This window comes from Streptomyces sp. NPDC059787, assembly GCF_042732315.1.
GTDB classification, from domain to species: domain Bacteria; phylum Actinomycetota; class Actinomycetes; order Streptomycetales; family Streptomycetaceae; genus Streptomyces; species Streptomyces atrovirens.
Window position 1 is genome coordinate 18,719 of sequence record NZ_JBHWHX010000015.1, and the last position, 19,533, is coordinate 38,251.

At 71.5% G+C, this 19,533-nt stretch carries 17 protein-coding genes; 9 read left to right on the forward strand and 8 right to left on the reverse strand.

Going from position 1 to position 19,533, the window contains the following annotated elements:
* Window positions 1-6: 6 nt before the first annotated feature.
* The 5 genes from ACFV5H_RS16655 to ACFV5H_RS16675 are packed head-to-tail and all read left to right on the forward strand — an operon-like array spanning window position 7 to window position 7,007.
* The gene (locus ACFV5H_RS16655; RefSeq protein ID WP_385195414.1) at window positions 7-1,350 is read left to right on the forward strand and encodes an ABC transporter substrate-binding protein; all 1,344 of its coding nucleotides are present in this window, start codon (window positions 7-9) and stop codon (window positions 1,348-1,350) included.
* Between the two features lie 3 nt (window positions 1,351-1,353).
* Window positions 1,354-2,307, forward strand: coding sequence for a carbohydrate ABC transporter permease (locus ACFV5H_RS16660; RefSeq protein ID WP_385195417.1), 954 nt, complete (start codon window positions 1,354-1,356; stop codon window positions 2,305-2,307).
* Window positions 2,304-3,170, forward strand: a complete 867-nt coding sequence (locus ACFV5H_RS16665; RefSeq protein ID WP_385056637.1) for a carbohydrate ABC transporter permease — start codon at window positions 2,304-2,306, stop codon at window positions 3,168-3,170. Before ACFV5H_RS16660 ends, ACFV5H_RS16665 begins: the two co-directional genes overlap by 4 nt.
* A gap of 37 nt (window positions 3,171-3,207) precedes the next feature.
* On the forward strand, window positions 3,208-4,791 hold the full coding sequence (locus ACFV5H_RS16670) for a glycoside hydrolase family 13 protein (protein ID WP_385056634.1): 1,584 nt from the start codon (window positions 3,208-3,210) through the stop codon (window positions 4,789-4,791).
* 47 nt (window positions 4,792-4,838) lie between these two features.
* On the forward strand, window positions 4,839-7,007 hold the full coding sequence (locus ACFV5H_RS16675) for a discoidin domain-containing protein (RefSeq protein ID WP_385195419.1): 2,169 nt from the start codon (window positions 4,839-4,841) through the stop codon (window positions 7,005-7,007).
* On the opposite strand, the gene ACFV5H_RS16680 is transcribed toward ACFV5H_RS16675, so the two are convergent.
* The 4 genes from ACFV5H_RS16680 to ACFV5H_RS16695 are packed head-to-tail and all read right to left on the reverse strand — an operon-like array spanning window position 6,979 to window position 10,320.
* Window positions 6,979-7,782 carry an ABC transporter ATP-binding protein gene (locus ACFV5H_RS16680; RefSeq protein WP_385195422.1) on the reverse strand — a complete coding sequence of 268 codons (804 nt, stop codon included), beginning with the start codon at window positions 7,780-7,782 and terminating at the stop codon, window positions 6,979-6,981. The genes ACFV5H_RS16675 and ACFV5H_RS16680 overlap by 29 nt on opposite strands.
* 20 nt (window positions 7,783-7,802) lie before the next feature.
* Entirely contained in the window at window positions 7,803-8,582 is a 780-nt protein-coding gene (locus tag ACFV5H_RS16685; protein ID WP_385195424.1) for an ABC transporter permease, read from the reverse strand.
* Entirely contained in the window at window positions 8,579-9,352 is a 774-nt protein-coding gene (locus ACFV5H_RS16690; protein WP_385056623.1) for an ABC transporter permease, read from the reverse strand. Before ACFV5H_RS16690 ends, ACFV5H_RS16685 begins: the two co-directional genes overlap by 4 nt.
* A complete protein-coding gene (locus tag ACFV5H_RS16695; protein WP_385195426.1) occupies window positions 9,349-10,320 on the reverse strand; it encodes an ABC transporter substrate-binding protein in 972 nt (323 codons plus the stop codon). The genes ACFV5H_RS16690 and ACFV5H_RS16695 overlap by 4 nt, the downstream gene beginning before the upstream one ends.
* Before the next feature lie 240 nt (window positions 10,321-10,560).
* Here ACFV5H_RS16695 and ACFV5H_RS16700 point away from each other — a divergent pair, with 240 nt between their 5' ends.
* Complete coding sequence (locus tag ACFV5H_RS16700; RefSeq protein WP_385056617.1) at window positions 10,561-11,376, forward strand: IclR family transcriptional regulator C-terminal domain-containing protein; 816 nt, start codon at window positions 10,561-10,563, stop codon at window positions 11,374-11,376.
* On the opposite strand, the gene ACFV5H_RS16705 is transcribed toward ACFV5H_RS16700, so the two are convergent.
* From ACFV5H_RS16705 to ACFV5H_RS16720, 4 genes are all read right to left on the reverse strand, one after another.
* A complete protein-coding gene (locus tag ACFV5H_RS16705) occupies window positions 11,327-12,265 on the reverse strand; it encodes a PDR/VanB family oxidoreductase (RefSeq protein WP_385056615.1) in 939 nt (312 codons plus the stop codon). The two genes, ACFV5H_RS16700 and ACFV5H_RS16705, sit on opposite strands and share 50 nt — an antisense overlap.
* Window positions 12,262-12,432, reverse strand: coding sequence for a hypothetical protein (locus tag ACFV5H_RS16710; protein WP_385056613.1), 171 nt, complete (start codon window positions 12,430-12,432; stop codon window positions 12,262-12,264). Before ACFV5H_RS16710 ends, ACFV5H_RS16705 begins: the two co-directional genes overlap by 4 nt.
* Complete coding sequence (locus ACFV5H_RS16715) at window positions 12,429-13,499, reverse strand: Rieske 2Fe-2S domain-containing protein (protein ID WP_385056610.1); 1,071 nt, start codon at window positions 13,497-13,499, stop codon at window positions 12,429-12,431. Before ACFV5H_RS16715 ends, ACFV5H_RS16710 begins: the two co-directional genes overlap by 4 nt.
* A 301-nt stretch (window positions 13,500-13,800) precedes the next feature.
* A complete protein-coding gene (locus tag ACFV5H_RS16720) occupies window positions 13,801-14,358 on the reverse strand; it encodes a hypothetical protein (RefSeq protein ID WP_385195429.1) in 558 nt (185 codons plus the stop codon).
* 478 nt (window positions 14,359-14,836) lie between these two features.
* Between ACFV5H_RS16720 and lanKC the strand changes: the two genes are divergently transcribed.
* The 3 genes from lanKC (at window position 14,837) to ACFV5H_RS16735 (ending at window position 19,524) form a co-directional block, all read left to right on the forward strand.
* Window positions 14,837-17,521, forward strand: a complete 2,685-nt coding sequence (gene lanKC / locus ACFV5H_RS16725) for a class III lanthionine synthetase LanKC (protein ID WP_385056605.1) — start codon at window positions 14,837-14,839, stop codon at window positions 17,519-17,521.
* Window positions 17,518-17,646: a SapB/AmfS family lanthipeptide gene (locus tag ACFV5H_RS16730; protein WP_006130296.1), complete on the forward strand. Its 129-nt coding sequence runs from the start codon at window positions 17,518-17,520 to the stop codon at window positions 17,644-17,646. The genes lanKC and ACFV5H_RS16730 overlap by 4 nt, the downstream gene beginning before the upstream one ends.
* A gap of 117 nt (window positions 17,647-17,763) precedes the next feature.
* A complete protein-coding gene (locus ACFV5H_RS16735) occupies window positions 17,764-19,524 on the forward strand; it encodes an ABC transporter ATP-binding protein (RefSeq protein WP_385195432.1) in 1,761 nt (586 codons plus the stop codon).
* Window positions 19,525-19,533 lie beyond the last annotated feature (9 nt).

Sequence of the window (19,533 nt, forward strand, 5' to 3'; positions counted from 1 at the left end):
CCACCGATGAGAAGCACCGGGATCCGTCGTACCCTCGTCGCGCTAGGCGTCGGCGCGCTCGCGCTCACCGCCTGCGGCTCGGACGACGACGAAGCCGCCGGCGGCAAGACCCGCATCACCGTCAACTGCATGCCGCCCAAGAGCGCCAAGGTCGACCGGCAGTTCTTCGAAGAGGACGTCGCCGCCTTCGAGAAGAAGAACCCCGACATCGACGTCGTCCCGCACGACGCGTTCCCCTGCCAGGACCCGAAGACGTTCGACGCCAAACTCGCCGGCGGGCAGATGGAGGACGTCTTCTACACGTACTTCACCGACGCACGGCACGTCGTCGACATCAACCAGGCGGCCGATCTCACCCCGTACGTCAAGGAGTTGAAGAGCTACGACACCATCCAGCAGCAGCTGCGGGACATCTACACCGTCGACGGCAAGGTCTACGGCATCCCGCGCACCGGCTACTCCATGGGCCTGATCTACAACCGGGAACTCTTCGAGAAGGCCGGCCTCGACCCGGACCGGCCGCCCACCACCTGGGCCGAAGTCCGCGACGCCGCCGAGAAGATCGCCGCACTCGGTGACGGCACCGTCGGCTACGCCGACTACAGCGCCCAGAACCAGGGCGGCTGGCACTTCACCGCCGAGCTCTACTCCCGGGGCGGCGACGTGGTCAGCGCCGACGGCAAGAAGGCCACCGTCGACACCCCCGAGGGCCACGCCGTGCTCCAGACCCTGCACGACATGCGGTGGAAGGACGAGTCGATGGGCAGCAAGCAACTGCTCGTCATCAACGACGTCCAGCAGATGATGGGCGCCGGCAAGCTCGGCATGTACCTCGCCGCCCCCGACAACATCCCGATCCTCGTCAAGGAGAAGGGCGCCGCGTACGAGAACATCGCCCTCGCCCCCATGCCCGGCGGCGAAGGCACCCTCATCGGCGGCGACGGCTACATGTTCGACAAGAACGCCTCACCCGAGCAGATCCGCGCCGGCCTCAAGTGGCTCGACCACATGTTCCTCACCCCCGGCGACGGCTTCCTCGGCGACTACGCCCGCGCCAAGAAGAACGACGCCCCCGTCGGCCTGCCCGAACCCCGCCTGTTCACCGGCGCCGCCGACGACAGGGACCAGCAGGTCAAGAAGGCCAACGCCAACGTCCCGGTGGAGAACTACCAGGCCTTCCTCGACGGCAGCCGGCAACTGGAGATGAAGATCGAGCCGCCGCACGCCCAGCAGCTCTACTCCGTCCTCGACGGAGTCGTCTCCGCCGTCCTCACCAAGGAGGACGCGGACATCGACCGGCTCCTGAAGGACGCCTCCGGCAAGATCGACGGCATCCTGGCCCGGAGCTGACCGGTGACGAAGACGGCTGAACGTCTGGCCGCGGCCGTGCGGATCCGTCCGGTGAAGGCGCCGTCCCCGGCAAGGGACCGGAGACGGCGCCGTCTCACCGACCATCTGCGCGCCTACGGCTTCCTCCTCGGCGGACTCGTCTGCTTCGCCCTGTTCTCCTGGTACCCGGCGATCCGCGCCGTCGTGATCGCCTTCCAGAAGTACACACCGGGCTCCGACCCCGAATGGGTCGGCACCGCCAACTTCACCCGGGTCCTGAACGACCCCGAGTTCGGCGCCGCCTGGCGCAACACGCTCACCTTCACCCTGCTCGCCCTGCTGATCGGCTTCGCGATCCCCTTCGTCCTGGCCCTCGTGCTCAACGAACTCAGGCACGCCAAGGCCTTCTTCCGGGTCGTCGTCTATCTGCCGGTGATGATCCCGCCGGTGGTCAGCGCCCTGCTGTGGAAGTGGTTCTACGACCCCGGCGCCGGCCTCGCCAACGAGGCGCTGCGCTTCCTCCACCTGCCCACCTCGAACTGGTCCAACGGCGCCGACACCGCACTGGTCTCCCTGGTCGTCGTCGCCACCTGGGCCAACATGGGCGGCACCGTCCTCATCTACCTCGCCGCCCTGCAGTCCATCCCCGGCGAGCTGTACGAGGCCGCCGAACTGGACGGCGCGGGCCTGCTCCAGCGCATCCGCCATGTGACGGTCCCGCAGACCAGGTTCGTCATCCTCATGCTGATGCTGCTCCAGATCATCGCCACCATGCAGGTGTTCACCGAGCCCTTCGTGATCACCGGTGGCGGCCCCGAGAACGCGACCGTGACCGTCCTCTACCTCATCTACAAGTACGCCTTCCTCTACAACGACTTCGGCGGCGCCTGCGCGCTGAGCGTGATGCTCCTCGCCCTGCTCGGCGCGTTCTCCGCCGTCTACCTCCGTCTCACCCGCTCCGGAGAGGAGGCCGCATGAGCAGCACCACCCGCACCCTCGTCTCGCCGGCGGTGCTGGCCCGCCCGCGCGGCAGGGCCGTCTACTGGACCGTGTTCACCGGCATCGTCGTGCTGTTCGCGCTCGCCTTCCTCTTCCCCGTCTACTGGATGGCGAGCGGCGCGATGAAGTCACCGGACGAGGTGGCCCGCACCCCGCCCACCCTCGTCCCGGAGAGCTGGAGCACCAGCGGCTACACCGACGCCTGGGAACTGATGGAGCTGCCCACGCACCTGTGGAACACGGTGGTGCAGGCGGCCGGCGCCTGGCTGTTCCAACTGGTGTTCTGCACGGCCGCCGCCTACGCCCTGTCCAAGCTCCGGCCCGCCTTCGGCAAGCTGATCCTCGGCGGCATCCTCGCCACGCTGATGGTCCCGGCGCAGGCCCTGGTCGTACCGAAGTACCTGACCGTGGCCGACCTCGGCCTGCTCAACGACCCCCTCGCCATCTGGCTGCCGGCCGTCGCCAACGCCTTCAACCTCTACCTGCTCAAGCGGTTCTTCGACCAACTGCCCAGGGACGTGCTCGAAGCCGCCGAGATGGACGGCGCGGGGAAGCTGCGCACCCTGTGGTCGATCGTGCTGCCCATGTCGCGTCCGGTGCTCGGAGTGGTGTCGATCTTCGCCCTGGTCGCCGTGTGGCAGGACTTCCTGTGGCCGCTGATGGTCTTCTCCGACACCGGCAAGCAGCCGATCAGCGTGGCTCTCGTGCAGTTGTCGCAGAACATCCAGCTGACCGTGCTCATCGCCGCGATGGTGATCGCCAGCATCCCCATGGTCGCGCTGTTCCTCGTCTTCCAGCGGCACATCATCGCCGGAATCAGCGCGGGCAGCACCAAGGGCTGACACCGCACCTCATCCACAGAAGAGAAAGGCACGCACCGTGGGACAGCCCACCCCTGCCCTGAACGACGACTGGTGGCGCTCCGCCGTCATCTACCAGGTGTACGTCCGCAGCTTCGCCGACGGCGACGGCGACGGCACCGGAGACCTCGCGGGCGTCCGCGCCAGGCTGCCGTACCTCGCCGAACTCGGCGTGGAAGCCCTGTGGTTCAACCCCTGGTACCTGTCCCCGATGAAGGACGGCGGCTACGACGTCGCCGACTACCGGGCGATCGACCCGGCCTTCGGCACCCTCGCAGAGGCGGAGAAACTCATCGCCGAGGCACGGGAACTGGACATCCGCACGATCGTCGACATCGTGCCGAACCATGTCTCCGACCAGCACCCCTGGTTCCGGGCCGCGCTCGCCGGCGGCCCCGAGCGGGAGCTGTTCCACTTCCGCCCCGGCCGTGGTGAGCACGGTGAACTACCGCCGAACGACTGGCGGTCGGAGTTCGGCGGTCCCGCCTGGAGCAGGCTGGACGACGGTGACTGGTACCTCCACCTGTTCGCCCCCGAACAGCCCGACCTCAACTGGGCCCATCCCGCCGTCCGCCAGGAGCACGAGGACATCCTGCGCTTCTGGTTCGAGCGGGGCGTGGCCGGTGTGCGCATCGACTCCGCCGCGCTGCTGGTGAAGGACCCCCGGCTGCCCGACTTCGTCGAGGACCGCGACCCGCATCCCTATGTCGACCGCGACGAACTCCACGACGTCTACCGGGGCTGGCGCGCCGTCGCCGACGAGTACGGTGGCGTCTTCGTCGGCGAGGTCTGGCTCCCCGACACCGAACGCTTCGCCCGCTACCTGCGCCCCGACGAACTGCACACCGCGTTCAACTTCTCCTTCATGACCTGTCCCTGGGACGCGGCACGACTGCGCACCTCCATCGAGGACACCCTCGCCGAACACGCGCCGATCGGCGCCCCCGCCACCTGGGTGCTGTGCAACCACGACGTCACCCGCACGGTCACCCGCTACGGCCGCGCCGACACCGGCTTCGACTTCGCCACCAAGGCCTTCGGCACCCCGACCGACCTCGCCCTCGGCACCCGCCGGGCCCGCGCCGCAGCCCTGCTCTCCCTGGCCCTGCCCGGCGCGGTCTACGTCTACCAGGGCGAGGAACTGGGCCTGCCCGAGGCCGACATCCCGCTCGACCGCATCGAGGACCCCATGCACGCCCGCTCCGGGGGCACCGACCCCGGCCGCGACGGGTGCAGGGTGCCGCTGCCGTGGACGGCCGACGCACCGCACGCCGGTTTCGGCGGCGAACCGTGGCTGCCGCAGCCCGTCGGCTGGGCGTCGTACGCGGCCGACCGGCAGGCGCGGGATCCCGGCTCGATGCTCGCCCTCTACCGCGAGGCGATCCGTCTGCGCCCGGTCCTCGGCGACGGCCCGCTCACCTGGCTGTCCACCGCCGACGGCGTGCTCGCCTTCACCCGCGCGGACGGCGGCACCCTCTGCGTGGTGAACCTCGCGGACACGCCCGCCGACCTCCCCGCCCACACCGCGCTGCTCCTCGCCAGCGGCCCCCTGGACCCCGACGGACGGCTGCCGAAGGACACCGCGGTCTGGCTGCGCGCCTGAGACCGCACCCGCTCGTTCCCCTGCCCCCACCACGAAGGGACCAGCACATGAGCACCATCGGATCGGCTGTCAGGAGCATGTCGGTCATCGGTACGGCTGTCGCCGTGGCCGCCGGCATGCTCGTCGCCCTCGCTCCCGCGCCCGCCCACGCCGCCGCGGGCGCGAGCCTCCCCTTCACCTCCGTCGAGGCCGAGGCGGCCGCCGGCACCGGCACCAGGATCGGACCCGACCACACCCAGGGCACCCTCGCCTCCGAGGCTTCCGGCCGCCAGGCGGTACGCCTCGCCGCCGGACAGCGTGTCGAGTTCACCGTGCCCCGCGCGGCCAATTCGGTGAACGTCGCCTACAGCGTCCCCGACGGCCAGTCCGGCAGCCTCGCCGTCCACGTCAACGGGCAGCGGCTCGCCAAGACGCTTCCTGTGACCTCCAAGTACTCCTACGTCGACACCCCCTGGATCGCCGGCGCCAAGACCCACCACCTCTACGACAACACGCGCATGCTGCTCGGGCGGAACGTCCAGGCGGGCGACAAGGTCGCCGTGGAGGCCACCGGCGTCCAGGTCACCGTGGACGTCGCCGACTTCGAGCAGATCGCCGACCCGGCCGCGAAGCCCTCCGGCGCGGTCTCCGTCACCGACCACGGCGCCGACCCCGGCGGGCAGGGCGACTCCACGCAGGCCTTCCGGTCGGCGATCGCGGCCGCACAGGGCGGCACGGTCTGGATACCGCCGGGGGAGTACCGGCTCACCTCCTCCCTGAGCGGCGTCCAGAACGTCACCATCCGCGGCGCAGGCAGCTGGCACTCGATCGTGCGCGGCTCCCGCTTCATCGACCAGACCGGTTCCGCGGGCAACGTCCATCTCAAGGACTTCGCGGTCATCGGCGAGGTCACCGAACGCGTCGACTCCAGCCCCGACAACTTCGTCAACGGCTCGCTCGGCCCGAACTCGTCCGTCTCCGGCATGTGGCTCCAGCACCTCAAGGTGGGCCTCTGGCTGACCGGCACCAACGACAACCTCGTCGTCGAGAACAACCGCTTCCTCGACATGACCGCCGACGGCCTCAACCTCAACGGCAACGCGCGCGGGGTGAAGGTCCGCAACAACTTCCTGCGCAACCAGGGCGACGACGCGCTCGCCATGTGGTCGCTGAACGCACCCGACGTGAACAGCAGCTTCGAGAACAACACCATCTCGCAGCCGAACCTCGCCAACGGCATCGCCGTCTACGGCGGCACCGACATCACCGTACGGAACAACCTGATCTCCGACACCAACGCCCTGGGCAGCGGTATCGCGATCTCCAACCAGAAGTTCCTCGACCCCTTCCACCCGCTGTCCGGCACCATCACGGTCGACGGCAACACTCTGGTCCGCACCGGCGCCATGAACCCCAACTGGAACCACCCGATGGGCGCCCTGCGCGTCGACTCCTACGACAGCGCCATCGAGGCACAGGTGAGGATCACCGACACGACCGTCACCGACAGCCCGTACAGCGCCTTCGAGTTCGTCTCGGGCAGCGGACGCGGGTTCGCCGCGAAGAACATCACCGTCGACGGCGCCACCGTGAACAGGGCGGGCACGGTCGTCGTGCAGGCGGAGACCCAGGGGGCTGCCACCTTCCGCGACGTGACGGCGACCGGCGTCGGCTCGGCCGGCGTCTACAACTGCCCCTACCCGGCCGGCTCCGGCACCTTCACCGTCACCGACGGCGGCGGCAACTCCGGCTGGGACAGCACCTGGTCCGACTGCTCCACCTGGCCCCAGCCCGGCCAGGGCAACCCCGGCCCCGACCCGGGCCGCAACCTCGCCCAGGGCCGCCCGGCCACCGCCACCGGTTCCCAGGACGTCTACACCCCGGGCAAGGCGGTCGACGGGGACGCGAACAGCTACTGGGAGTCGGCCAACCACGCCTTCCCGCAGTCCCTCACGGTCGACCTCGGCTCCCGGCAGTCCGTACGCCGGCTGGTGCTGAAACTGCCCCCGCAGGCAGTCTGGGGAGCCCGCACCCAGACCCTGTCCGTGCAGGGCAGCGGCGACGGCTCGGCGTACTCGACGGTGGTCGCCTCGAAGGACTACCGCTTCGACCCGGCGACCGGCAACACGGTGACCATCCCGGTCAGCGGCGACCTGCGCTACGTACGGCTGCACGTCACCGGCAACACCGGCTGGCCGGCCGCCCAGTTCAGTGAGGTGGAGGCGTATCTGTCCTGACCGTGGCGACTCCGCGCTTCGCCGCCTGGATCTGCTCGTACACATGGGTCCGCAGTTCGGCGAAGCGCGGTGCCACGCGGGTGCTCAACTGGTCCCGTTCGGCGGGCAGGTCGACCTTCAGCTGCTCCCGTACGACGGTGGGGGAGGCGGACAGCACGACCACCCGCTCGCCGAGGTACACCGCCTCGTCGATGTCATGGGTGACGAACAGGACCGTGATCCCGCGCTCCCGCCACAACCGCCGTACCAGGTCCTCCAGATCGGCGCGGGTCTGCGCGTCCACCGCCGCGAACGGCTCGTCCATCAGCAGCACCTCGGGCTCGTACGCCAGCGCCCGCGCGATCGCCACCCGCTGCTGCATACCGCCGGAGAGCTGCCACGGGTACGCCCCGGCCGCGTCCGCGAGGCCCACCGAGGCGAGGGCGTCCGCGACCAGCTCGCGGCGCCGCGTCTTGCCCAGGTCCTTCTGTTTCAGCGGGAGTCCGACGTTCTGCCCGACCCGCATCCACGGGAACAGGCTGCGCCCGTACTCCTGGAACACGAACGCCATCCCGGGCGGCGGGCCGTCCACCTTCCGCCCGGCCAGGAACACCTCACCGGCCGTCGGTTCGAGCAGCCCGCCCACACACTTCAGCAGCGTCGTCTTGCCGCAGCCGGACGGGCCGACCAGACAGACCAGTTCACCGGCCTCCACCGTGAAGGTCAGGTCGCGCACCGCCTCGACGTGCCGCCCCGATCCCTCGTAGACCTTCCGCAGACCGCGTACGTCGAGCATCGACCGCCCTTTCGCGAGATTCACCGGGACCGCCGGGCGGCGGCGCGCAGACCGTGGTACCAGCCGAGCGCCCGCCGCTCGACCAGCTGGAAGAGGACCGAGAGGACGAAGCCGAGCAGACCGAGCAGCAGGATGCCGGTCCACATGTCGGGGATCGCGAAGGAGCGCTGGAACTGCACGACGGTGAAGCCGAGACCGTTGCTGGCGGCGAACATCTCGCTGATCACCATCAGGATGATGCCGATCGACAGCGCCTGCCGCAGACCCGCGAAGATCTGCGGGCTCGCCGAGGGCAGCACCACGTCCTTCAGACGGGCGACGCCCGTGACGCCGTACGAGCGGGCCGTCTCGCTCATCACCGAATCGACCGCCCGCACACCTTCGACGGTGTTGAGCAGCACCGGCCACACGCAGCCGCTCGCGATGACGACGACCTTCATCGTGTCGCCGATGCCCGCGAACAGCATGATCACCGGCACCAGCACCGGCGGCGGCACGGCCCGCAGGAACTCCAGCACCGGCTCGCACACCGCGCGCACCCTGCGGTACGAGCCGATCAGCGTGCCGAGCGCGACACCGGCGACGGCCGCCAGGGCATAGCCGGCCGCAAGCCGCAGCACGCTGGGCAGCACGTCACCGCGCCACCGCTCACCGGTCCACACGTCCGGGAACGTCTCCAGGATCGTGCGCAGCGGCGGCCAGTACACGTCCTCGCTGCCGGCCGAGGACACCCACCACACCGTCACCAGCACCACGGGCAGCGCGAGCACGAACACCGGACGCAGCAGCCACCGCCTCACACCGCCACCTCCCCGCGCACCGACTGGTGCCAGGCCAGCGCCCGCCGCTCCACCGACCGGGCCCCGACATTGATCAGCAGCCCCAGCACACCGGAGACGACGATCAGCGCGTACATCTCGGGCACCGCCTGCGAGGTCTGCGCCACCGCGATGCGCGCGCCCAACCCGGGTGCGCCGATGACGAGTTCGGCGGTGATGGCGAGGATCAGCGCGACCGCCGCCGCCAGCCGCACCCCGGTCATCACATACGGCAGCGCGGTCGGCCACAACACATGCCGGACGCGGGCCCAGGTGCCCAGACCGTACGACCGTGCCGTCTCCTCGGCGACCGGGTCGACGTCCTGGACGCCGTACAGGACCTGGATCAGCACCTGCCAGAAGGAGGCGTACACGACCAGGAGCAGCACCGACCCCAGTTCGGTGCCGTACAGCAGCACCGCCAGCGGGATCAGCGCGACCGACGGGATGGGGCGCAGGAACTCGATCGTGGACGCCGTCGCCTCGCGCAGATACGGCACCACGGACAGCACCACCCCGATGACGATCCCCGCGGCGGCCGCGATCGCCAGGCCCGCCGCCCAGCCGGTGAGGGTGTCGCCGAGGGCGGTCCAGAACGCGCCGTCCGCGAGTTCCGTGCCGAGGGCGTCGGCGATCCGGGTGGCCGGCGGGAAGTACTCCTCCTCGACCAGGCCGAGCCGCGGCACCGCCTCCGCGAGCAGGAGGAAGGCCGTGAGCCCGGCCGCACCGAGAGCGGCGTTCCCGCCCCTCACGGCAGCAGCTCGTCCAGGTCCGGTGCCTGCTTGAACAGACCGTCCTGCGCGCCCAGTTCCGCCAGCCGCTCGATGGCGGCGCGGTCGGGTTCGGCCGGCCACTTCGGCAGGGTCACCTTCGCCAGCACGTCTGCGGGGATCTTCGTGTACGTGGTGACGATCTCGCGCACCTCGTCCGGGTGGGAGTCGGCGTAGGCCAGGGACTCGGCGGTGGCCTCCTGGAACTTCTTCACCGTCTCCGGGTTCTCCTGCGCGTACTTGACGGAGGTGAAATACATGGCGACGGTGAGCTTCGGCGCGACGTCGATCATGGGGGAGGCGATCTCCCGGCCGCCCTGGCTCTTGACGGTGGCCAGCGCCGGTTCCACCACCATCGCCGCGTCGATCCGCCCGCCGTCGAGTGCTGCCGGCATCTGGTCGAAGGCCAGCTCGACCAGCTCCACCTTGTCGGGGTCGCCGCCCGCCTTGCGCACCGAGGCACGCACCGCGGTCTCGTTGATGTTCTTCAGGGTGTTGATGGCGACCTTCTTGCCCTCCAGCTCCTTCGCCGACTTGATGGGGCTGTCGCCCTTGACGGTGAGCGCCTCGAAGTCCTTGCCCACCTCACCGGTCGAGGCGATGCCGTTCGCCACCGCCTTCACCGGCACGTTGTTGGACTGGGCGATCATCAGCGAGGTCATGTTGGAGAACCCGAACTCGAACTGGCCGCTGGCCACGCCGGGCACGATGGCGGCGCCGCCCTGCGCGCTGGAGAACTCGAGCTTCAGCCCGCGCTCGCTGAAGAACCCCTTCTTCTGGCCCAGATACAGAGGGGCCACATCGACGATGGGGACCAGCCCCACCGTCACGCTGGTGGTGCCGCCGGACGAGCCGGCCCCGTCCGACCCGTCGGAGCCGGAGGAGCCGCAGGCCGTCGCGGCGGTCAGTACGGACAGGGCCGTGAGGGCGATGAGCAGACGACGACGCATGACTGTGACTCCCGCGGTGGGACCGGACCGGATGCTCCGACAGGCTGTGCGCAGAGAGAACGAACGTGCCGATCGGGAACGTAGGGCCCGCGCCGAGACACGGTCAATCCCCGTACACCGTCCAATCGTCGACGACCGCATCGTGGACAACCGCTCAGGTGCGGACGCATCGTTGACAGTCGGATCGCGCACTCATAGCGTGCGCGACGCGTACGTTCGTACGTCTTCCCGGAGGCCACGATGACCGTTGACGTCCGCGGACCGCACTTCGTCCGGTCCTTCGAGAGGGGCCTCGCCGTCATCCGGGCCTTCGACGCCGAGCACCCGGCGCTGACCCTGAGCGAGGTCGCCCGCGCCTGCGAACTGACCCGCGCGGCGGCCCGCCGCTTCCTGCTCACCCTGGCCGATCTCGGCTACGTCCACACCGACGGCCGGCTCTTCCGGCTCACCCCGCGCGTGCTGGAGCTCGGCTACTCCTACCTCGCCGGGTTCACGCTGCCGCAGATCGCCGAGCCGCATCTGGAGCAACTCGTCGCGCAGGTGCGGGAGTCGTCCTCGCTGTGCGTGCTGGACGGCGACGACGTGGTGTACGTCGCCCGCGTCCCCACCAGCCGCATCATGACCGCGTCGATCACGGTCGGCACCCGCTTCCCCGCCCACCTGACCTCCGTGGGCCGGGTGATCCTCGCCGGTCTGCCGGACGCCGAGATCGACAACCGGCTCGCCCGCGCCGACCTGCGCCCGCACACCTCCCGCACCCTCGTCTCGGCGGACGCCCTGCGCGCCGAACTGCGCCGGGTGCGCCGCCAGGGTCACGCGCTCGTCGACCAGGAGCTGGAGGACGGGCTCAGGTCGGTCGCCGCGCCGGTGCGGGACCGGGACGGCGAGGTGGTGGCCGGCGTGAACATCGCGGTGCACGCCGGCCGCAACTCCGTGGAGTCCGTACGCCGGGACCTGCTGCCCCACCTGCTGGCGACGGTCGCCCGGATCGACGCCGACCTGCGGATCACAGGTCCAGCACGAGCCGCCGCCCACGGCACCGGGACACACAGATGAGCATGGTCTCCCCGGCCGTCCGCTCCTCCTCGGTGAGCACCGAGTCACGGTGGTCGGGGTCACCCTCCAGCACCTCGGTCTCGCAGGTACCGCAGGTGCCCTCGGTGCAGGAATGGAGCACCTCGACACCGGCCCCGCGCACCGTGTCCAGGACGGAGACGCCCGGAGCGACGGTGAGCGTCCGGCCGCTGCGGGCCAGTACGACCTCGAACCCGTGCTCCGTCCCGCCGTGTCGTGTCGCGGGACGGAACCGCTCCACGCGCAGTGCTCCGGCCGGGCACCGCTCCTCGACCGCGTCGAGCAGCGGACCGGGACCGCAGCAGTAGACGAGGGTGCCGTCCGGAAGGCCGTCCAGCACCGGGGCGAGGTCCGGCAGCCCGGCCTCTTCCTCGGGGACGAGCGTGACCCGCTTCCCGTACCGGGCCAACTCCCCGGTGAACGCCATGGAGGCACGGGTGCGCCCGCCGTACAGCAGCGTCCAGTCGGCGCCCGCCGCCCCGGCAGCGGCCAGCATCGGCAGAATGGGGGTGATGCCGATGCCGCCCGCGACGAAGCGGTAACTTCCGGCGGGCTCCAGCCGGAAGTGGTTGCGGGGGCCGCGCGCCCGTACCCTGTCGCCCGGCCGCACCCGCTCGTGCACATGGGCGGAGCCACCGCGCCCGTCCCGTTCGCGCAGGACGGCGATCCGCCAGCGGTCCCGGTCGGCCGGGTCCCCGCACAGCGAGTACTGCCGCTCCAGATCCGGTCCGAGCACCAGGTCGATGTGCGCGCCCGGCTCCCAGACGGGCAGCTCCGCGCCCAGCGGATGCCGCAGGGTGAGGACGAGAACGCCGTCGGCCGCCGGCTCCCGCCGTTCCACCACGAGTCCGATGCCGTCGTACGAGGTCATGCACCGGCTCCTCGTGGTTCGTGCCCCCGCGGATGGGAGAGCATCCACTCCCACATCCCGACCGGATCCTGAGCGGTGTGCTCGCGCCCGCAGTGGCAGGTGCCGTGCAGCAGATCGGTGCCCGGCAGCCAGTCGACGCGGTAGATCTCACCGGTGGACTCGCTCATCGGACCCTCTCCACGGGCTTGTCGCCCTCCTCCACCAGCCGGGCGAGGATACGGCGGGCGGCCAGACCGCCGGTGTCGATGTTGATGCTCAGCTCCTGGTAGCCGGCGCGTTCGGTGCCGAGGGAGCGCTGGAGCAGGTTGAGCGCGTCGACGTCCTGCATGACGACCGTGTGGTTGTTGCTCCGCAGGAACTCGCTCACCTCGCCGTCGTCGACGGCCCAGTCCCGCGAGACCGCCCAGAAGTCGTACACCTTGCCGTCGGCGGACGGCGTGATGGCGTACGTGATCTCGGTGCGGAAGCCGCCCGGGTCGCCGCCGTCCGGCTCGGGCACCACACCCACCGGGGCGATCCTGCTGTGCAGCAGGTACAGGCACGGCGCGTGGTACTCGATGTCCTGCCGGCGGGTGATCCGCCCCTCGATCCCGGTGGACCGGGCGTAGAACGGCGGGCACGCGGCGTCGTCCATGCGCCGGCTCACCCGTACGATCCCGGCGCCCTCGTCGACCTCGGTGGTGATCGGTGTCTCGGCGACCTCGGGGGTACCGATGTAGCCGCCGTGCAGATAGGTCTCGTGGGAGAGGTCGAGGAGGTTGTCGACGAGCAGCCCGTGGTCGCAGTCGATGGGCTCCATGCCCCGCACGGTCACCCAGCCGGGGGAGTCCAGGTGCCGGGCCCGCGGAATGCTCCCCGCGTCGGCGAGCGCCGGATCACCGATCCACACCCAGACCAGCGAGTCCTGCTCGACCACGGGGTAGGAGGCGACGCGCGCGGTGCGCGGCACCCGTTTCTGCCCCGGCACGTACACGCACGTGCCCGTCGTGTCATAGGTGAACCCGTGGTACCCGCACACGATCCGGTCGCCGTCGAGTCGCGTCGGCGCCTCGGAGAGCGGGTAACGGCGGTGCACACACCGGTCGTTGAGCACGACCGGCGTTCCGTCGCCCTCGGTCCGGTAGAGCACGAGCGGTTCCCCGAGCACCGTGCGTCCGAGCAGTTCCCGGCCCACCTCGTGGCTGTAGGCGGCGACGTACCACTGGTTCCTGGCGAAGGCGGTGATGTGCGGCATGGCTGCGGCTCCCGTCTCTGGTGGGTGGCGGCATCGTCGAGGAGGGCGTCGTAGGGCCGCAACGGCCCTTCCGCCTCGCGGAAGGTTTTGAGCGAAGCACCTGGCCGAGGCCCCAACACGGGGGCAGGGAAACGCCGTTCCTCGACTCAAGCAGGGTGTTCAACGCCGCGACGGGCAAGGACTTCTTCGATCCGTTCGGATCCCACGGGGCAGTGGAAGCCCCGACCGCACGGAATCCGCCGATCCAGGAAACGGAACCTCGGCTGTGCCCCGCCGGAGGACTCCGGCGGGGCACAGCCGTTCAGTACGGGGCCATCTCCAGGTCGCCGATCACCGTCAGACCGACCTGAGCCGCGAGCCACGGCGCGCGTTCGGCCTCGGCCTGCTTGACGTGGACGAAGACGGTGTGGTCGGTCGCGGGATCCTCCAGTTCGAGGTCACGGACGTGCGTGCACAGCGTGATGAACGCACCCCTCGCGCCGCCGGCACCGAGGCCCACCTCCGGGGCCTCGGGCCAGCCCGCGAAGTCCCACCGCACCGTGGCGGGACCGTCACCCACCGCGTCGAGGAACGGCCCCACCGTCTCCGGCGGCCGGGCCACGGACCTCAGCCGGACGGGGAAGTGCGCCGACGGATCGTCCCCCTTCAGCGACGAGCCGCCCGTGTCCCCTTCGGCGAACCACTGGGCGTGCGGAAGCAGTTCCAGCAGCGGTGTGAGAACGTCCGCCGAGTGGATCAGAGCCTCGAAGTCGACTTCGAGGTCCGTGAGATCGGCGATGGAGAGCAGCCGCTCGACGATGCGCAAACCCTCGGAGAGGTCCGCCGTTCTCAGAACGGGCCGCGCGTATGAGTTGGACATGGCGGAGATCCTGCCACCGGCGATCCACGGCCGCTGTCCTTCGTCCGCCGAGCGGGAGCGACGGTCGGGAGCGGGAAGGGCTGAAGCACCGTGTGCCGGACGGCGGAATCCTGACGATCAGGTGGTCGCCGCAGCCCGGCCGGGTGTGCGGGAGCCGCGCGAGCACGGCGTCGTCGGAGTCGAACAGCCCGGCCCGCCCGGCCGGGTCCGCCTCCGGCACCTGCGAGGTCCCCGCGGCAGCGGGTGTTCCCACCCGGCCGGAGCCCACCATGACGACGCTGCCTTCGCCCCGTCGAGGGGACTCCCGCCGTGCGCCGAAGCCCGGCCGCCGCCGGGCGGGACGGGCCCGGACCCACCCGTCGCGCCGCGAAGTTACCCGTGCGTTCCGCACACCGGAGTGATGACAGCGGTGACTGTGCGGGACGGTACGCCCCGTGACAGCGTCATGCCCGTCAGCAATCGGTGGGAGGGAGACGGCGTGAACAAGGGCTATGCCGTGTACTGCGACGCGGACCCGTACTTCTACGACGCTCCGCACCGCACCGTCTCCCCGGCCGGCACCGGACGCTCCCGGTACGCCGCGGCCTCGTGGCCCGTCCCGCCGGGATGGCAGCGCAACGAGAGCGGGGACTGGCTCGCCCTGCGTCCGGTCGACGCCGGACTGCCCGACCAGGGCTGGAAGATCCACGTCTCCGCCTGTCTCGACAACGCCGAGTCCGTGCTCGAACGCGTGTGGCGGCACTGTGTCGCCGGCGGCACGGCCTTCAAGTTCGTCCCCAGCCGCTATCTGCTGCACCAGCGCAACGCCAAGTACGCGGACCGGGCGGGCAGCGGCAAGTTCATCACCGTGTACCCGGCGGACGAGGCGCGGTTCGAACAGCTCGCGGACGAGCTGTCGGAGCTGCTGGCGGGCGAACCCGGACCGTACATCCTGAGCGACCTGCGGCTCGGCGAAGGACCCGTGCACGTCCGGTACGGCGGCTTCACCCGGCGCAACTGCTACGACGCGCAAGGGGAGCTGCGGCCGGCCGTGACCGGCCCCGACGGGGTGCTGGTGCCCGACCTGCGCGGCCCCGTCTTCCGCGTGCCGGACTGGGTGGAGCCGCCCGCCTTCCTGCGCCCGCACCTGGCGGCCCGGGACGCGCTGACCGTGGGCGGCCTGCCCTACACGGTCGAGTCGGCGCTGCACTTCTCCAACGGCGGCGGTGTCTACCTCGCCCGCGACTCCCGCACCGGGGAACGGGTCGTCCTCAAGGAGGCCCGGCCGCACGCCGGTCTGGCGGCCGACGGCGCGGACGCGGTGACCCGGCTGCACCGAGAACGCCGGGCGCTGGAGCGGCTGTCCGGTCTCGGCTGCACACCCGAGGTGCTCGATCACCTGACGGTCGGGGAGCACCACTTCCTGGTGCTGGAGCACATCGACGGCAAGCCGCTCAACACGTTCTTCGCCCGCCGTCACCCGCTCATCGAGGCCGACCCCGGTGCGGAGCGGCTGGCCGAGTACACGGCCTGGGCCCTCGACGTCCACGCGCGGGTGGAACGCGCCGTCGAGGACGTCCACGCCCGGGGCGTGGTCTTCAACGACCTGCACCTGTTCAACATCATGATCCGTGAGGACGACAGCGTCGCCCTGCTGGACTTCGAGGCGGCCCACCGGGTCGACGAAGCCGGCCGGCAGACCGTCGCCAACCCGGGGTTCGTGGCGCCGTCCGACCGGCGGGGTGTCGCGGTGGACCGGTACGCGCTGGCCTGTCTGCGGCTCGCGCTGTTCCTCCCGCTCACCAGCCTGCTGGCGCTGGACCGGCGCAAGGCGGCCCATCTCGCCGATGTGGTGGCGGAGCAGTTCCCGGTGGACCGGGCCTTCCTGGACGCGGCGGTCGACGAGATCACGGGCGGTGCCACCGCCCCCGCCCCCGTCGGCGCCCCGGCGGCGCGACGGGCGGACGGACCGGTGGTGCCGGTCCGGCCGGACGACTGGCCCCGCAGCCGGGACTCGATGGCCGCTGCCATCCGCGCGTCGGCGACACCGTCCCGTACCGACCGTCTCTTCCCCGGCGACATCGCGCAGTTCGCCACGGCCGGCGGCGGACTGGCCTTCGGCCACGGCGCGGCGGGGGTGCTGTACGCCCTGGCCGAGAGCGGGGCGGGAAGGGACGAGGACGGGGAGCAGTGGCTGCTGGAGCGGACCAAGCAACCGCCGTCGGGCATGCCGCTCGGTTTCCACGACGGGCTCGCCGGCCTCGCCTGGACGCTGGAGTACCTCGGCCACCGCGATCGCGCCCTCGACCTCGCCGAACTGCTCCTCGACCAGCCCTTCGACCACCTGGCCCCGGACCTGCACAGCGGCACCGCCGGACTGGGCCTGGCCCTGGACTCGCTGGCCGCGGCCACCGGGGAGACCGCCCTGCGCGCGGCGGCCCGGCGCTGCGCCGAGCTGACCGCCCGGGGCGGGCCGGCCGGGAACGGGAGCACCGGGGACGGGAGCACCGGCCGGGCGCGCGCGGGGCTGCTGTACGGTGCGGCGGGACGCGCCCTGCTCTTCCTGCGGCTGTACGAACGCGACCGGGACCCCGCCCTGCTCGACCTCGCGCGGGACGCGCTGCGCCAGGACCTCGCCCGCTGCGTCCGCGGCGCGGGCGGCGCCCTGCAGGTCGACGAGGGCTGGCGGACCATGCCCTACCTGGGCGCGGGCAGCGTGGGCATCGGCATGGTGCTCGACGACTACCTGGCGCACCGGGAGGACGAGGAGTTCGAGCGGGCGAGAGGCGAGATCGTGGCCGCGGCGCAGGCCATGTTCTACGCCCAGCCGGGTCTGTACCGGGGCGTGTCCGGGATGGTGCTGTACCTCGCCCGCACGACGGCCGGGGTACCCGGCACCGGTCCGGAGGCCGTCCGGCGTCAGCTCGACGCGCTGTCCTGGCACGCCATGGCCTACCGCGACCGGCTCGCCTTCCCCGGTGAGCAGATGATGCGCCTGTCCATGGACCTCTCCACGGGCACGGCCGGATGCCTGCTGGCCGTCGCCTCCGCCCACGGCGCCCCGTCCGCCGGGCTGCCGTTCCTTCCGCCGCCGCACACGCGGGGCGGCCACATGACTCGGCCCCTTCCAGGGGTCGTGATGAAAGAAGACAACCCGTTGTCCTACGAAGGGAAGATGTCATGAACCTGTTCGACCTGCAGTCGATGGAGACCCCCAAGGAAGAGGCCATGGGGGACGTCGAGACCGGCAGCCGCGCGAGCCTGCTGCTCTGCGGCGACAGCAGCCTGAGCGTCACCACCTGTAACTGACGCCGGTGTCGACCGCCGCGGTGACGCGGTGAGTCATGTCGTTCGGCTCCGGCGCCCCGGGCTTCCGCCCGGGGCGCCGTCGCCTGTTTCGGTGGACGGACGGAAGGAGATCGGCCGGTGCTGACGACCGGGTTCCGGGCGCGGGACGGAGCCGGCGGCGCGGGGCCGGGGCGCACGCCCGAAGTACTGGTGCTGCTGTGCTCGGTCGGAGCGGCCGCGGCGACGGTGGCCCAGCCCTTCGCCCTCGGCCGCACACTGGATCTGCTCCTGCGCGACGGCGCCGACGGAGCCGCCGGCGCCGCGGGACGCTGGCTGGCGCTGAGCGCCGTACTGCTCCTCGGTGAACTGCTGCTCGACAGCCTCACCTCCCTGTTCACCGGCCGCTGCAACGCCGGCTGGACGGCCTCCGTCCGCTTCCGCGCCTTCGACGGTCTGCTGCGCGCCGTACCGGAGCGCGCGGGGCCCTTCACGCCGGGGGACGTCGGGACCCGCCTGACCCTCAACGCCGCCGACGCGGGCGGCGCCCCGGCGGCCCGGGCGGCGCTGGCGGCCTCGACGGTCACGCCGGTGGGCGCGCTCGTGGCGCTGGCCGTCGTCGACGTGTGGGTGGCGGCCTGCGTGCTGGCCGGGCTGCCCGCCCTGGCGCTGGTGCTGCGGACCTTCGCCCGCGACACCGGTGCCTCGGTGGCCGCCTACCAGAACACGCAGTCACAGATCGCGTCCCGGCTGCTGGAGGCCCTGGAGGGCGCGGCGACGATCGCCGCCGCGGGGACCGTCGCCCGCGAACGCGCCCGCATACTGGCGCCGTTGGAGGAGCTCGCCGCCCTGGGGCGGCGCATGTGGGCGCTGCACGGACGGGCCCTGGGCCGAAGCGGTGTCCTGGTCCCCCTGCTCACCCTGGCCGCCACGGCCGTCGGCGGCCTGCGGCTGGCGTCGGGCGCCCTGAGCGTGGGCGAGCTGCTCGCCGTGTGCCGGTACGCGCAGCTGACGGCCGGTGTCGGCGGCGCCGCGTCCCTGCTGGGCGCGGTGGTACGGGGCCGCGAGGCACGGAACCGGGCCCTGGCACTGGCGGGCATGCCCACGCTGGACTACGGGACGCGGTGTCTCCCCCCGGCCGGACCGGGCGATCTCGAACTGCGCGGCGTGCGGGTGGTGCGCGACGGCAGGCAGGTCCTGCGCGTCGACGGTGTGCGGGTGGAGGGCGGCACCACCGTCGCGGTGGTCGGCCGCAGCGGAGCGGGGAAGTCCGTCCTGGCCGCCGTGGCGGGGCGGCTGATCGACCCCGACGAGGGACATGTGCTGCTGGACGGTGTCCGCCTCGACCGGTTGACCCGGGAGGCCCTGCGCACCGAGGTCGCCTACGCCTTCGAGCGCCCGGTCCTGGACGACGGCACGGTCGCCGAAGCGGTCGCCGCCGGCCCCCGGCGGGTGTCGCCCGAACAGGTCCGGGAAGCCTGCCGTGCCGCGGGCGCCGACGGCTTCGTCCGCCGGCTGCCCGGCGGTTACGCCACCCCGCTGCCCACGGCGCCGCTCTCGGGCGGTGAGCACCAGCGCCTCGGGCTCGCCCGGGCGTTCGCGCACGCCGGACGGCTGCTGATCATGGACGACGCGACGTCCAGTCTGGACACCGCCACGGAGCACGAGGTGGACCGGGCGCTGCGCCACTCGGTACGGCCCGGAACCAGGCTGGTCGTCGCGCACCGCCCGTCGGTGGCGGCCCGGGCGGACCTGGTGATCTGGCTGGAGGACGGGGGAGTGCGGGCCGTCGCACCCCATCGCGAACTGTGGCACACGGCCGACTACCGGTCGGTCTTCGGTGCCGCGGCACCGCGTGCGGGCACCGCACACCGGCCCGAACCCGAGGAGGCGCGGCGGTGAAGCGCGGCG

Bases quoted from the DNA above. Each gene is read 5' to 3' on its own strand.
- ACFV5H_RS16695 (WP_385195426.1), bottom strand. From the start codon at position 10,320: ATGCGTCGTCGTCTGCTCATCGCCCTCACGGCCCTGTCCGTACTGACC.
- ACFV5H_RS16655 (WP_385195414.1), top strand. From the start codon at position 7: ATGAGAAGCACCGGGATCCGTCGTACCCTCGTCGCGCTAGGCGTCGGC.
- ACFV5H_RS16705 (WP_385056615.1), bottom strand. From the start codon at position 12,265: ATGACCTCGTACGACGGCATCGGACTCGTGGTGGAACGGCGGGAGCCG.
- ACFV5H_RS16730 (WP_006130296.1), top strand. From the start codon at position 17,518: ATGAACCTGTTCGACCTGCAGTCGATGGAGACCCCCAAGGAAGAGGCC.
- ACFV5H_RS16710 (WP_385056613.1), bottom strand. From the start codon at position 12,432: ATGAGCGAGTCCACCGGTGAGATCTACCGCGTCGACTGGCTGCCGGGC.
- ACFV5H_RS16665 (WP_385056637.1), top strand. From the start codon at position 2,304: ATGAGCAGCACCACCCGCACCCTCGTCTCGCCGGCGGTGCTGGCCCGC.
- ACFV5H_RS16675 (WP_385195419.1), top strand. From the start codon at position 4,839: ATGAGCACCATCGGATCGGCTGTCAGGAGCATGTCGGTCATCGGTACG.
- ACFV5H_RS16720 (WP_385195429.1), bottom strand. From the start codon at position 14,358: ATGTCCAACTCATACGCGCGGCCCGTTCTGAGAACGGCGGACCTCTCC.
- ACFV5H_RS16680 (WP_385195422.1), bottom strand. From the start codon at position 7,782: ATGCTCGACGTACGCGGTCTGCGGAAGGTCTACGAGGGATCGGGGCGG.
- ACFV5H_RS16700 (WP_385056617.1), top strand. From the start codon at position 10,561: ATGACCGTTGACGTCCGCGGACCGCACTTCGTCCGGTCCTTCGAGAGG.
- ACFV5H_RS16715 (WP_385056610.1), bottom strand. From the start codon at position 13,499: ATGCCGCACATCACCGCCTTCGCCAGGAACCAGTGGTACGTCGCCGCC.